General features: G+C 45.4%; 12 protein-coding genes. 4 read left to right on the top strand and 8 right to left on the bottom strand.

The features are described 5' to 3' along the window. Positions 1 to 70: 70 nt before the first annotated feature. The 8 genes from yacG to nadC form a co-directional block, all read right to left on the bottom strand. Positions 71 to 280, bottom strand: coding sequence for a DNA gyrase inhibitor YacG (yacG, locus tag KV201_RS01650; protein WP_006083355.1), 210 nt, complete (start codon positions 278 to 280; stop codon positions 71 to 73). A 73-nt stretch (positions 281 to 353) separates the two neighbouring features. Next, positions 354 to 1,088 (bottom strand): cell division protein ZapD, encoded by a 735-nt coding sequence (gene zapD, locus KV201_RS01645; RefSeq protein ID WP_006083354.1) that lies wholly within the window; start codon positions 1,086 to 1,088, stop codon positions 354 to 356. Beyond that, the gene (gene coaE, locus KV201_RS01640) at positions 1,081 to 1,698 is read right to left on the bottom strand and encodes a dephospho-CoA kinase (protein WP_226058336.1); all 618 of its coding nucleotides are present in this window, start codon (positions 1,696 to 1,698) and stop codon (positions 1,081 to 1,083) included. The genes zapD and coaE overlap by 8 nt, the downstream gene beginning before the upstream one ends. 39 nt (positions 1,699 to 1,737) lie before the next feature. Beyond that, positions 1,738 to 2,664, bottom strand: coding sequence for an A24 family peptidase (locus KV201_RS01635; protein ID WP_226058335.1), 927 nt, complete (start codon positions 2,662 to 2,664; stop codon positions 1,738 to 1,740). A 43-nt stretch (positions 2,665 to 2,707) separates the two neighbouring features. Continuing rightward, the gene (locus tag KV201_RS01630) at positions 2,708 to 3,973 is read right to left on the bottom strand and encodes a type II secretion system F family protein (RefSeq protein ID WP_226058334.1); all 1,266 of its coding nucleotides are present in this window, start codon (positions 3,971 to 3,973) and stop codon (positions 2,708 to 2,710) included. Positions 3,974 to 4,096: 123 nt separating this feature from the next. Then, a complete protein-coding gene (gene pilB / locus KV201_RS01625) occupies positions 4,097 to 5,809 on the bottom strand; it encodes a type IV-A pilus assembly ATPase PilB (RefSeq protein ID WP_226058333.1) in 1,713 nt (570 codons plus the stop codon). A gap of 101 nt (positions 5,810 to 5,910) precedes the next feature. After that, entirely contained in the window at positions 5,911 to 6,321 is a 411-nt protein-coding gene (locus KV201_RS01620) for a prepilin-type N-terminal cleavage/methylation domain-containing protein (RefSeq protein WP_226058332.1), read from the bottom strand. Between the two features lie 719 nt (positions 6,322 to 7,040). Beyond that, positions 7,041 to 7,922 carry a carboxylating nicotinate-nucleotide diphosphorylase gene (gene nadC, locus KV201_RS01615; protein ID WP_226058331.1) on the bottom strand — a complete coding sequence of 294 codons (882 nt, stop codon included), beginning with the start codon at positions 7,920 to 7,922 and terminating at the stop codon, positions 7,041 to 7,043. A 270-nt stretch (positions 7,923 to 8,192) separates the two neighbouring features. Between nadC and ampD the strand changes: the two genes are divergently transcribed. The 4 genes from ampD (at position 8,193) to aceE (ending at position 13,416) form a co-directional block, all read left to right on the top strand. Beyond that, positions 8,193 to 8,756 carry a 1,6-anhydro-N-acetylmuramyl-L-alanine amidase AmpD gene (gene ampD / locus KV201_RS01610; RefSeq protein WP_226058330.1) on the top strand — a complete coding sequence of 188 codons (564 nt, stop codon included), beginning with the start codon at positions 8,193 to 8,195 and terminating at the stop codon, positions 8,754 to 8,756. Between the two features lie 69 nt (positions 8,757 to 8,825). Further along, entirely contained in the window at positions 8,826 to 9,677 is an 852-nt protein-coding gene (gene ampE / locus KV201_RS01605; protein WP_226058329.1) for a beta-lactamase regulator AmpE, read from the top strand. 238 nt (positions 9,678 to 9,915) lie between these two features. Continuing rightward, the gene (pdhR, locus tag KV201_RS01600) at positions 9,916 to 10,668 is read left to right on the top strand and encodes a pyruvate dehydrogenase complex transcriptional repressor PdhR (RefSeq protein WP_006083345.1); all 753 of its coding nucleotides are present in this window, start codon (positions 9,916 to 9,918) and stop codon (positions 10,666 to 10,668) included. Between the two features lie 81 nt (positions 10,669 to 10,749). Continuing rightward, the gene (gene aceE, locus KV201_RS01595; RefSeq protein WP_006083344.1) at positions 10,750 to 13,416 is read left to right on the top strand and encodes a pyruvate dehydrogenase (acetyl-transferring), homodimeric type; all 2,667 of its coding nucleotides are present in this window, start codon (positions 10,750 to 10,752) and stop codon (positions 13,414 to 13,416) included. Positions 13,417 to 13,426: the final 10 nt, after the last annotated feature.

The raw sequence follows: 13,426 nt of genomic DNA, 5'->3' as shown, positions 1-13,426 counted from the left end.
TATCTATTGAGTAGAGAGTTGGGCAAATTAATCGCTGTGATGGCGTAAGCTGAGCTGTTAGCGCTTCGCATTATTCTTTAAAAAAGTCGCCTTCATCGAGATCAAATTCATCAAATGCTTCGGGATCAAATTCGGCCTTCACAGGGATGACATGCTTTTCTGACGCCCAATCGCCGAGGTCGATGAGCTTACAGCGCTCGCTGCAAAAAGGTTTAAATGCAGATTGTGGCACCCACTCGACAGGGGCTTTGCATATAGGGCAGTTAACGGTCAATGGCATAATTGTTCTCTTGGTTAACGGCGATACAGCGGCCGCCAATACTAATGTCTTTCAGGCCATTAGTGTAAAGGCTTCATGCACAGGTAGCCAGTAAGAAATCAATCGAACGGTCGGAGTGGCGTTGTTGTTCAAACTGCACAAAATGGATTGCAAAACGGTTTTTATGGCCGCTAATCGTAGGATAACAACCGTGGGAGGCATCGACTTTGACTCGTACTAAAGCAAGTGCTTGAGCACTATCACCCTGATAAAAGCCAGCATGGGCAACGGCATTGTCGTAATGTGCTGTGCTGCGAGTAAGTTGGAGCAATAGGGTGATGGGGGTGAGTAAAGGTTCGAAATGCGATATCCAAGAGCGGTAGTCTTGTTGTTTTTCTTCCCAAGGTTTAGCTAGCCAATAATGCAGTTGCGGCAGATCGAAGTTACAGCAGGCGCCCGGCATGCCAAAGCGTTGTCGTAGCGCAGAAATAAATCTGTCTTGTTTTAGTTGGCTGCCGAAGCGTTCTGGCTTTTGCAACGGTTCGCGGGCTTGGGTGAGGGCGTTGATATAAAGATCGATTTGCTGGTGGTCGACGTGATCTAATTCTTGCCATTTGCTGAGTTGCAGCAAGTGCCGTTCAATGTCTTTTAATACTTCATTACGATAATCACAGCGTTCGGACAATTCACAGAGGGAAAACAGCGGATAAAAACATCTATGTTGGTGGTCATGATTTAGGTTACTTTGCAGCTGTTTATCGAGGTATTCGAGCCGCAAGTAGCTGCGAATTTTCTCGTTTAGGGGCTGTTCGTAAACTAATTCAGTCATGGGCGTTATCAGTACCAGAAAGTTGTAAATATAGCTGGTGCAATGCTAGCACCTCTCGTTTTAAGGTTGATATCTCTCCTTGATTATCAATAATGTCGTCGGCTCTGGCGAGTTTTTCGCTGCGACTACATTGGCTACTAATGATGTTATTAACTTGAGATGCATCAACATTGTCACGTTTTACGGTGCGATTTATTTGCAACTCAGGTGAAATATCCACCACTAAAGTCCGATTGACTAACCTATCTAACCCGTTCTCAAATAGCAAGGGCACGACCATCATTACATAGGCCGAGGTCGCTTTTTCTACCTGCGCTAGCATTTCTTGGCGGATCATGGGGTGTAATAGTTGGTTTAGCCATTCGCGCTCTTCAGGATGGCTAAATATCCGCTGCCGTAACTTGGCGCGATCGAGTTCACCCTCTGGTGTTAATATCTCAGCACCAAAATGAGTTACGATCGCTTCCAGTCCTTTTGAACCCGGAGCGACAACTTCGCGGGCAACGATATCGGCGTCGACTAAGGCAACCCCTTCGGCGGCGAACAAATTGGCAACAGTCGTTTTACCGCTGCCGATGCCGCCTGTAAGGCCAACGACAAACTTTGACATAACATACTCCGGATAGCTTTGTGCTTAATTTGCTAGATCTTACAGTGTCGATAGGTACCAATCGACAATCTGTTGCCCAAATAGCAAGGCTATCCAGCCAGCTGCGGCAATATAGGGGCCAAATGGGATTGGATTCCCTTGTTTCAGGCGTTTACTAACAATCATAGTGATGCCAACGACTGCGCCAACGAGGGACGAAAGTAAAATCACCAGCGGCAGCATTTGCCAGCCAAGCCAAGCACCGAACACGGCGAGTAATTTAAAGTCGCCATAGCCCATGCCTTCCTTGCCGGTGAGGATTTTAAACAACCAGAAAATGGACCATAGACTCAAATAGCCTGCCGCCGCACCGATAATCGCATCGGTTGGGCTCGCAAAGGTATGATTTAAATTGATTATCAAGCCTAGCCAAAGTAACGGCAACGTCATTTGATCGGGGAGTAACATCTCATCAAGATCGATACCCGTCAGTGCTACAAGCATAAAGGTGAGTATGCTCGCAAAAATAAACTGCCAGCTTGGACCAAAATGCCAAGCTAAAGTCGCGATAAGTAGCCCTGTGACGAATTCAATAATGGGGTAGCGGGCAGAAATAGGGGCGTGACAGGCGGCGCATTTCCCCTTGAGCATTAACCAGCCTAATACGGGTAAATTATGCCAAGGTTTAATCGCCGTTTTGCACTTAGGGCAGGCTGAGCCCGGAACAACAAGATTATATTTTTCAGGGAAGGCATCAATAGGTTTATTGAGTTGTTCTATACCGATTTTTTTGACTATGTCTTCGTGGTATTCCTGCAAATACTGATTGCATTCTTGCTGCCATTCTCGTTTCATCATCACAGGAAATCTGTGGATCACCACGTTTAAAAAACTACCAATGGTAGCGGCAAAAATAAAGCTTAGAGCAATAAAGAGCCAAGGACTCTGGTTTAGAGACTGGCCCAAAAGGGAGATAAATTCATTCATTAGCTGTTCTTGTTATTAACTTTTCTATTATTGAAGTGAAGCGTTAGCCTACGACATTTCCCATTTGGAAGATAGGTAGGTACATGCCTACAATCAAACCACCTACAAGTGTCCCGATAACCACCATCATAATAGGTTCGATGAGGCTTGATAAACCATCGACGGCATCATCCACTTGCATTTCATAAATATTGGCGACTTTATTGAGCATATTATCCAGTGATCCAGACTCTTCACCTATCATCACCATTTGGATCAACATATCGGGAAATAGTCCAGTGGTGCGCATAGCCACGTTCATCTGCATACCCGCCATCACTTCTTGGCGTACTTTGAGCAAGGCTTTACGATAAACTGCATTACCCGATGCGCCAGCGGCAGATTCCATACCATCGATTAAGGGGACGCCAGCGGCAAATGTCGTGGCTAAGGTGCGGGAAAAACGTGCCATGGCAGCTTTATGCAAAATATTACCGATAACGGGAATTTTGAGCACCAACTCATCGACTCTATCCCGAACGACCTGTGAGTTACGGTGGGCGCGTACAAACAACCAAATACTGATGACAATGGCAAAAAAGAAGATATACCAAGAACTTTGTAAAAAACGTGATATGCCAATAATGAACTGTGTAAATGCAGGGAGTTCAGCACCAAAGCTATTAAAAATCTCTTCGAATTGTGGTACCACAAAGAGGAGTAGTAATGTGGTCACTAAAATCGCAACCACCACTACAGCAGCGGGATAAAACATGGCTTTTTTAATTTTAGATTTCAGCTGCTCGGCTTTTTCCCTATAAGTGGCAATACGATCGAATACCGCATCGAGCGAGCCTGAATGCTCTCCTGCCGCGACAAGGTCGACATATAAGTCATCGAAGTAACGTCTATGAGGACGTAGCGAGTCTGAAAGTGGAATGCCCGATTGAATTTCTGATAGCACAGTGCCGAGTAGTTCGCGCATTTTTTGCTTTTCGTGACCCCGACCAAGCATTTCTATGGTGGTCACTAAAGGAACGCCTGCGGCTAACATAGTGGCGATTTGCCGAGTCACCATGGCGATGTCCATGGCCTTAATATCAGGATTGCGTGAGAATAATGGTGAGGCTTTTTTGCGGACAACCTTTGGGTTGACACCTTGCTGTTTAAGCTGACTTTTTATTTCGGCTACGGTAGTCCCCTTTAACTCTCCGCCAGTTTTTTTGCCATCACGATTGAGCCCCTTCCATTCGAAGGTATAAATTTTAGGTTGGCTCTTTTTGTCGTTCTTATTGGCGCGAGGCTTTTTTACTGTGGTTGCCGTAGCCATAATGTTTCCTAGATAATTCTTATTAAATTAAGGGGATAAGATTATTAATACAGACGTTAAGTATTAAGCATAAATATTGAAAGTGGTAGTTTTATTACCCATTCTTTTGTGTGGATATGGAGTTTAGTCGAAACTCGTGACTCGGTTGACTTCAGCAATACTCGTTACACCATGGATCACTTTTAATAATCCTGATTGCCGTAAATCTCGCATTCCTTGGGCTTTAGCTTGGGAGGCAATTTGCAAAGAATTACCACCCTCCATGATAGTACGGGCTATTTCATCGGACATCTTCATTACTTCGTAAATACCGACTCTGCCCTTGTAGCCCGCAGAGCAATGCTCACAGCCAACAGGCTTAAAGGTGGTAAATCCCTGAGTAATTTGCGCTTGGGCAAAGCCTAGGCGCAGTAATTCATGCTCGGGTATCACTTCAGCTTGTTTACATTCAGAGCAGAGGCGACGGGCTAAGCGCTGGGCAATAATCAGATTCACTGAGCTGGCGATGTTATAACCTGGCACACCCATGTTGATTAAACGGGTTAAGGTTTCTGCCGCCGAGTTTGTGTGCAAGGTCGATAAGACTAAGTGACCCGTTTGCGCCGCTTTAATGGCAATCTCGGCGGTTTCAAGATCGCGGATTTCACCCACCATCACCACATCGGGGTCTTGACGTAGGAATGAACGTAAAGCGGATGCGAATGTGAGGCCTGCCTTTAAGTTAATGTGAACTTGGTTCACGCCTTCAAGGTTAATCTCAACCGGATCTTCTGCGGTAGAAATATTACGCTCTTCGGTATTGAGAATGTTTAACCCAGTATAAAGGGAGACGGTTTTACCTGAACCTGTAGGGCCTGTCACTAAAATCATGCCTTGGGGTTTTGCCAGCATCTCAAGATAGAGTTTTTCTTGGTCAGGCTCGTAGCCAAGCTTTTCAATGCCTAATTGTGCAGAGGATGAGTCCAAGATCCGCATTACAATTTTTTCGCCCCACAGGGTCGGCAGAGTGCTTACCCGAAAGTCGATGGACTTAGTACGGGAAAGCTTCATCTTAATTCGACCATCCTGCGGTACACGCCGTTCGGCAATATCAAGTTTTGACATTACTTTTAACCGCGCTGATAAACGACTAGCAAGACTTACTGGTGGTTCTGATACTTCGTGCAGAATACCGTCAATGCGAAAACGAATACGGTAGCGTTTCTCATAGGGTTCAAAATGTAAATCCGATGCGCCTTTGCGGATGGCATCGGTTAAAATTTTATTGATATAAATAACGATAGGTGCATCGTCGCTGCTATCACCAGTGGGTTCTTCGTTGCGCCTATCTGTATCGGTAATTTCAATCCCCGCTAGCGCCGCCTCATCCATGCTACTGATATCGAGCCCGCTGATGTCTTCTTCAAGGATTTTTTCCAGCGCCTTAGCGAGTTTATCTTCTTCCACAAGAATGGCTTCGGCGTGCAGGCCAGCGCTAAATTGGAAATCTTCGAGGGCGGCAATATTGGTCGGGTCTGATGTACCTATATAGAGGCGATTACCACGTTTAAATAAGGGTAAACAGCGGTGTTTTTCAATCAGCTTTTTATTGAGGAAATCTTCTGGAATGGAGGCGATATCAAATTCATTCAAATCCAATAACGGTGTGCCGTATTCTTCATAACATAGTTCGGCAATAGCGCGAGCAGAGATTAGTTTCTCTTGGACTAAGGTGCTCACTAGTCCATGTTTATTCTGACGGGATTTTGTGATGGCGTTAGCCATCTGCTCTTCATTTAGCAGACCTTTACGAATAAATAAAGTGGATAAACCTAAATGAAGATTGGATGAGGGCATAGTAAATGTATTACCAACATTATTTGAGTAGTTAATTTGGAAAATAAAAGGAGTTAGAAATAGCTAACTCCTTTTGGTGGAACAATTATTCGCCATGGAGCTTATGGAGCAACTACTAGAGTGCAAGTCGTTGTTGTTAGGTCGCAGTCAATGTCTGAAGCATCTTCATCCTTTGCTGTAAAAGTATATTTAGCTGCTGTGGTTAAAGCAGCAAGGTCTAGGGCATCAGCATCTGCTTGAACAGTTGGTGCATCACCACCATTATCACATGCCGATGCTGTATAAATTGGTTTTACAGGCATTTCAGAAACAACGGCACCAACAATTGATTTTGTATAAGATGCTGCTTCACCTAAACAGGCATTGACTCGGCTTTTGTTTACATATTCCTTATACGCAGGCAATGCTATTGCTGCCAAAATACCGATAATGGCAACAACGATCATCAGTTCGATCAGGGTAAAACCCTGAGCTTTTTTATTTAATGCTTTGTTTAAATTCATGGCCTTCATTTTTCTCTCCAGCTAACTATTTAGTGACTTACTGTGGTTGAATAGAGTGTTAAACCTAAACGCTGTTTTACCCTATAAATTTTTTTATCTCGACAAACTTTATTACTCATTCATGTTAATAAAATCACTTTTATGATCTATGTAACATTAACAGTACACCGATGATCTTGAATGACCCATGTGTAATGACTCATGCTGATTTATCCAAAGCCACTTTACTGAGCTAATGTCTGTTTGAATAAATCATTTCGGTAACCGCACCTTAGGCTAATGTCCCTCAACATGTGCTCCTCAAAACGCAAATTAGAGTTTTTTGACAGACATTCCAGTGCTGACCTTAGGTGAGGTTGACCAAACGGCCATCTCGCCTGTGTAAAAGTTAGTACAAAGTTAAGCTAAAAGAAACAACTTTTAAGTATAAAGTACTAATAAAGTGTCATTTTTGTATAAAAAACTGGCTTATTGGTATGTTAAGTTATAACAAACTTTTGACATTATCAGTTTGACTGGCACCTAAGCTGGCCGAGTCAAATTGCTGGCATGTTAGCGTGATGAGTCTGGGGTTGATGGTGATGGTGCGGATGTATAGTGACAGGCATAACTTAGGGGCTAGCCTAGTGGAACTCAGAAGAAATGTATCGCTTTATAATAGGTTGAAAGTGAAACGTTCTGAGGTGCTTTCAGTGAACGTTTCACCCTCTAGTGAGTGAGTGAGTGCTTTAAGCTTTCAATCGAAGAGACAAGTCTAGGGCGCGAACATGCTTAGTGAGTGCACCAACTGAGATATAGTCGACACCGGTTTTGGCGAATTCGGCTAAGGTGTCCAAGGTGACATTGCCAGAGACTTCAAGCTTAGCGCCGGCGCCTTTCGCTTTATATTGATTGTTCATTTCAACCGCTTCGACCATTTTGGTGATGTCGAAGTTATCTAACATGATGATATCTGTGCCAGAGTCGAGTGCTAAGGCGAGCTCTTCGAGTGATTCCACTTCGACTTCAACGGGTTTGTTCGGGTACAAGCTGCGGGCGGTATCTACGGCTTGGCGAATGCCACCACAGGCCATAATGTGGTTTTCTTTAATCAAAAATGCATCATATAAGCCAATGCGATGGTTTTTGCCGCCGCCGCAGGTGACGGCATATTTCTGGGCAGTGCGCAGGCCTGGAATGGTTTTGCGAGTATCTAATAGGCGAGTGTGAGTGCCCACCAGTTTATCGACATAATGCTTAGTTAAGGTCGCAACGCCAGACAGGGTTTGGATAAAGTTCATTGCCGTGCGTTCGCCGGTGAGAATCGTGCGTGCTGGGCCTGAGAGTTCACACAGTAGTTGGTTAGGTAATACCAGATCGCCATCATCCACATGCCAATGCAGTGCGACTTCCCCACCGAGTTGATTAAAAACTTGTTCGGCCCATGCTTTTCCACAAAAAACGCCTTCTTCACGGGTAATAAGGGTGGCTTCAGCGTACTTATCAGCAGGGATCAACATTGCTGTGATATCACCATAAGCGATGGCCTTGGTTTGATCGTTGATTTCGGTGCCACCTAAGTCTTCACTGAGGGCGGATTTTACTGACTGGCGAATATCGTTTTCTAACATGAGCGGGGTCCTTGCATTCTTTAATTACTGACGACCTACTTGCATCTTAGGTTAAGATTACCACGGCCTTAGGTCTCACGGAACAGCTTGGAAGATTGTGCGGCAGGACTCAACCTCTGGCTTATTTAAGTTGGGAGTGAATGGCTTGCTCAATGATCTCAACATTAAAAGATGATGAAGTCAGTCAGTTCCGTGCGCTGGGTTTCTTCTTTGCTTGGCTGAATACTGTTAGAGTAACTCAGTATATGTGGCATAGAGGATAAGCTCATAATGCGGTTTGAATTGGGTTGGTGTGAGGGTGCAAGGCGTTGTGAGTCACCACATTTTAATCAACGTCCCTTGGGTGAAGTGAGTTTGTTGGTGATCCACAATATTAGCCTGCCAGCAGGTTGCTTTGGATTACCTTATATTGATCAATTATTTCAAGGGTGTTTAGATACCAATGCCGATGCCAGTTTTGCACAGCTGCAGGGCTTGGAAGTCTCGGCGCACTTTTTGATCCGCCGTAATGGCGAGCGTGTGCAGTACGTGAGTTGTAACGATAGGGCTTGGCATGCAGGGCTTTCTCGTTATGGTGAGAGAGAGAATTGTAATGATTTCTCCATTGGTATTGAGCTGGAAGGCACAGATACTGAACCTTACACACCTGAGCAATATCAGTCACTGACAGCGTTGACGCAAGCACTGTTGGCTGAGTATCCATCGCTGAGTACCGAACGAATTGTGGGTCATTGTGATATTGCGCCAATGCGCAAAACAGATCCTGGGCAAAGTTTTGATTGGGAAAGATATTTAGAGAAGCTAAAGGAATATACTCAGGCGTTGCGCTCTTAGGTTTTTGGATTTTAGACGTATTTCACACAAACCTAGACTATTTATGGACAAATTATAGAGGTACAGCCCATGGCATTATTTTCACTCTTGGTCGCCATTTTAGTGGAGCGACTTAAATTTCTTCCTTCATCATGGCAATTTGATCGTTTATTGCAATCCTACCAAACGACGTTTTTTGGTGATAAAGCATCACTGACGAGCGTTATGATGGCGCTAGCGTTATTGCTGCCAGCCTTGTTGGTGTATGTATTGTCTTGGTTAGTGGCGGGCATGTTTTGGGGCTTATTAAGTTTAGCGCTATGGATTGTCGTAGCGGTGGTTTGTTTTAACCATCAGAAACAGCGTGATATTTTCAAGAAATATATGCAAGCGGCTTGTCGTTCTGACGTCCAAGCTTGTTACCATTATGCCGCTGAGCTCGATTGTAGCGAGTGTTTGGATGCGGTATCCGAGAAAGACCTTGGCGCTAAAGTGGGTCAAAGTGTCGCTTGGATTAACTATCGTTATTACGGCGCCGTTGCTTTGTTCTTCATTTTTCTGGGGCCAGTCGGTGCTGTGTTGTATTGCACAGTGCGTTTTTATGCCGAAGAAAATGCCCGTAAATCCCTTGAACTGCCATTAGTCAATGAAGTGATTAGCGTGTTGGATTGGTTACCTAGCCGCATCTTTGCCTTTGGTTATGCGTTAAGTGGCCAATTTAGCGAAGGGTTAGCCGCATGGCGCCATCATGGTTTGACCATAAATACCAGTGCTCGCACTGTCGTTGTTGAGACGGCATTAGCAGCGCAACCTTTACCTGAGGTCGCGAGTGCACCTATATGTGTACAGTCAACCTTAGCATTATTAGTGCTCAGTAAACGCAACTTTACACTTATCGTCGCGGTACTGTCACTGCTGACCATTTTTGGATTGGTGAGTTAAGCAATATCGCGTCACAGCGATAGCTGAATTTGGCAGTCTGAGCTGAGATAGCTCAGCTCTGTCAAATGGTCTGACCCCATAGACATTTTTTTCCGCTATGCTCTCTCTTCGTGAGTGCTTTCGATCGAGATCGCTTTTAAGGAGTGATCTTCAATCTGGACATCAAAACGCTGATTTGATAAAGTGCGCTCACTCAAAAAAATTGGTAAGACCAATTTACAACGGAGCTGAGCGCCTGATGGCCTATAGTAAAATTAATCAGCCAAAAATTTCTGATGTGATCATGGCTCAATTAGAGCAGATGATCTTAGAGGGTAGTTTGCAGCCCGGTCAGAAGTTACCGCCTGAACGCGAACTGGCGATCCAGTTTGAAGTGTCTCGACCTTCATTGCGTGAAGCTATCCAAAAGCTTGAGGCAAAAGGACTGTTAATGCGCCGCCAAGGCGGTGGTACTTATGTCAAAGAGCAACTCTGGCAGAGTCTTGCCGATCCTATCGTTGAACTTATGAATTCTGATCCAGAGAGTCAATACGACTTGCTGGAGTTCCGTCATGCTACCGAAGGTATGATGGCTTATTTTGCGGCGCTGCGTGGTACTGACGCAGATATGCAAAATATCAAACGTATGATCCTCGAGGTGGAAGCCGCCACCGATATCGAAAAACAAGCCGCCGCCATTGTGCGCTTTTATCGTGCCGTTGCCGAAGCGTCACATAACGTGGCTATGTTACACCTCGTTCTCAGTTTAACCCCTGTGCTGCATCAAAATGTGGCGCAAAACTTGGAGCTTTTAAGCCGCCGCGAAGAAGCTTCTACTATGGCTAACGATCACAGACGGGCCTTGCTCGCTGCCATCGTTCGTCGTGATCCCGAAGCCGCCAGAGAAGCCTCGAATGAACACTTAAGTTACATCGAAGAGGTGATGTTATCTGTGCGGGAAGAAGATAGCCGGTTGCAGCGAAGCTTGCGCCGTTTAAAGAGTGGCGCTTAAGTTCTGTAGTTTAGCTGCCTGCTAAATCGGAATATGCCGCAAACACCATTCATTATCATGTATATAGAGAAGGACAGTGTCATGTCTGAAGATATGCTACAAGACGTAGATCCATTAGAGACTCAGGAATGGGTTGATGCCCTGCAAGCCGTGTTGGAACAGGAAGGCCCAGAGCGCGCGCATTTTTTACTAGAGAAGCTGATCGATAAAGCGCGTCGTAATGGCACTCACTTGCCTTACAATGCCACAACGGCTTACTTGAACACTATCCCAGCGGGTCAAGAGCCTCACATGCCTGGCAACCAAGAGATGGAACGTCGCATTCGCGCCATCATCCGTTGGAACGCTTTGGCTATGGTTCTGCGTGGTTCTAAGAAAGATTTAGAGTTGGGCGGCCATATCTCAAGTTTCGCTTCAAGCGCGACTATCTATGACGTATGTTTTAACCACTTCTTCCGTGCACCGAATGAGAAAGACGGTGGCGATCTCGTGTATTTCCAAGGCCATATCGCCCCAGGTATTTATGCGCGTTCATTCCTAGAAGGTCGTTTAAGCGAAGAGCAACTGGCTAACTTCCGTCAAGAAGTGGATGGCAAGGGTCTGTCTTCATACCCACATCCAAAATTGATGCCGGATTACTGGCAGTTCCCAACGGTTTCTATGGGCTTAGGTCCAATTCAAGCCATCTATCAAGCTCGTTTCCTGAAATATCTGACTGACCGTGGTCTGAAAGATTGTTCAGCACAAACTGTTTACTGTTTCTTAGGTGACGGTGAGTGTGACGAGCCAGAAGCCTTAGGTGCGATCGGTTTAGCAGCCCGTGAAGAATTAGATAACTTAGTCTTCATCGTTAACTGTAACTTACAGCGTCTTGATGGCCCTGTACGTGGTAACGGTAAGATCATCCAAGAACTTGAAGGCGAATTCCGCGGCGCAGGCTGGGAAGTGGTGAAAGTGATTTGGGGTCGTTACTGGGATCCATTATTGGCCCGTGACACCAGCGGTAAACTACTGCAGTTAATGGAAGAAACCGTTGACGGTGAATACCAAAACTGTAAAGCCAAAGGTGGCGCTTATACGCGCGAACACTTCTTTGGTAAGTATCCTGAAACGGCCGAAATGGTTGCGAACATGTCAGATGATGACATTTGGCGCTTAAACCGTGGCGGTCATGATCCAGTTAAAGTTTACGCTGCACTGGAACATGCACAAAAAACCAAAGGCCGTCCAACAGTTATCCTAGCGAAAACCGTTAAAGGTTACGGCTTAGGTGATGCGGGTGAAGGTAAAAACATCGCTCACAACGTGAAGAAGATGGGCGTTGAGTCTATCCGTTACTTCCGCGATCGTTTCAATATCCCGATCCCTGATGACCAGTTAGAAGATCTGCCTTTCTATCACCCAGGTCCAGATTCTGAAGAAGTGAAGTACATGATGAGCCGTCGTGAAGCGCTGCATGGTAGCGTGCCACAACGTCGTCAAAAGTTCACGGAAGAGATGGAAGTGCCGTCACTGAAGATTTTCGATTCGATTTTACAGGGCTCAAACGGCCGTGAAATTTCATCGACTATGGCATTCGTTCGCGTGCTGACAGCATTGCTGAAAGACAAGAAAATTGGCAAAAACATTGTGCCAATTATTCCTGACGAAGCCCGTACTTTCGGTATGGAAGGTCTGTTCCGTCAAGTGGGTATTTATGCTCACGAAGGCCAAAAATACGTACCGCAAGACTCTGACCAAGTGGCTTATTATCGTGAAGATAAAACCGGTCAAGTATTGCAAGAAGGGATTAACGAACTCGGTGCTATGTCTTCATGGGTATCGGCAGCGACAAGCTACTCTGTCAACGATACACCTATGATCCCGTTCTACATCTACTACTCAATGTTCGGTTTCCAACGTATTGGCGACATGGCTTGGGCAGCGGGTGACATGCGTGCTCGTGGTTTCTTAGTCGGTGGTACTTCAGGTCGTACAACGCTTAACGGCGAAGGTTTACAGCATCAAGACGGTCACAGCCATGTATTGGCGAACACTATCCCTAACTGTATTTCTTACGATCCAACCTACGGTTACGAAATTGCCGTTGTGGTACAAGATGGTATTCGTCGTATGTACGGCGAGAATCAAGAAGATATCTTCTACTACTTGACCACAATGAACGAAAACTATGAGCAACCAGCCATGCCAGAAGGCGCGGAAGTGGGCATAGTGAAAGGCATCTATAAGTTAGAAACGGTTGCGGGCTCAGGTAAAGGCAAAGTTCAGTTAATGAGCTGTGGCACTATCCTTGAACAAACCCGTAAAGCGGCGCAAGCACTGGCGAAAGACTTCGGTATTACTGCCGACGTATTTAGCGTAACTAGCTTCAACGAATTGACTCGCGATGGTCAAGCCGCTGAACGTTGGAACATGCTGCACCCAACCGAAACGCCAAAACAAGCCTATATCAGCCAAGTGATTTCAAGTGATGCACCTGCAATCGTAGCGACTGACTATATGAAGATTTACGGCGAACAGTTACGTGCTTACATTCCTACCGATTACAAAGTGTTAGGTACTGACGGTTTCGGTCGTTCAGACAGCCGCGAGAATCTGCGTCACCACTTTGAAGTGGACGCTAAGTTCATCGTTATTGCGGCACTGAAATCACTGGTTGATCGCAAAGAGCTGCCTGTCGATGTGTTAGCAAAAGCCATTAAAGAATATGGTATCGACGCTGACAAGATCAATCCACAGTACGCGTAAGAGGCAATAA

Source organism: Shewanella sp. SR1 (assembly GCF_020447145.1).
GTDB classification, from domain to species: Bacteria; Pseudomonadota; Gammaproteobacteria; order Enterobacterales; family Shewanellaceae; genus Shewanella; species Shewanella baltica.
This window is presented reverse-complemented; position numbering and strand designations above follow the sequence as displayed.

Coding starts and splice junctions, on each gene's coding strand:
- coaE (WP_226058336.1), bottom strand. CDS start 1,698: ATGTCAAAGTTTGTCGTTGGCCTTACAGGCGGCATCGGCAGCGGTAAA.
- pilB (WP_226058333.1), bottom strand. CDS start 5,809: ATGCCCTCATCCAATCTTCATTTAGGTTTATCCACTTTATTTATTCGT.
- KV201_RS01635 (WP_226058335.1), bottom strand. CDS start 2,664: ATGAATGAATTTATCTCCCTTTTGGGCCAGTCTCTAAACCAGAGTCCT.
- KV201_RS01620 (WP_226058332.1), bottom strand. CDS start 6,321: ATGAAGGCCATGAATTTAAACAAAGCATTAAATAAAAAAGCTCAGGGT.
- yacG (WP_006083355.1), bottom strand. CDS start 280: ATGCCATTGACCGTTAACTGCCCTATATGCAAAGCCCCTGTCGAGTGG.
- ampD (WP_226058330.1), top strand. CDS start 8,193: ATGCGGTTTGAATTGGGTTGGTGTGAGGGTGCAAGGCGTTGTGAGTCA.
- ampE (WP_226058329.1), top strand. CDS start 8,826: ATGGCATTATTTTCACTCTTGGTCGCCATTTTAGTGGAGCGACTTAAA.
- aceE (WP_006083344.1), top strand. CDS start 10,750: ATGTCTGAAGATATGCTACAAGACGTAGATCCATTAGAGACTCAGGAA.
- nadC (WP_226058331.1), bottom strand. CDS start 7,922: ATGTTAGAAAACGATATTCGCCAGTCAGTAAAATCCGCCCTCAGTGAA.
- KV201_RS01630 (WP_226058334.1), bottom strand. CDS start 3,973: ATGGCTACGGCAACCACAGTAAAAAAGCCTCGCGCCAATAAGAACGAC.
- zapD (WP_006083354.1), bottom strand. CDS start 1,088: ATGACTGAATTAGTTTACGAACAGCCCCTAAACGAGAAAATTCGCAGC.
- pdhR (WP_006083345.1), top strand. CDS start 9,916: ATGGCCTATAGTAAAATTAATCAGCCAAAAATTTCTGATGTGATCATG.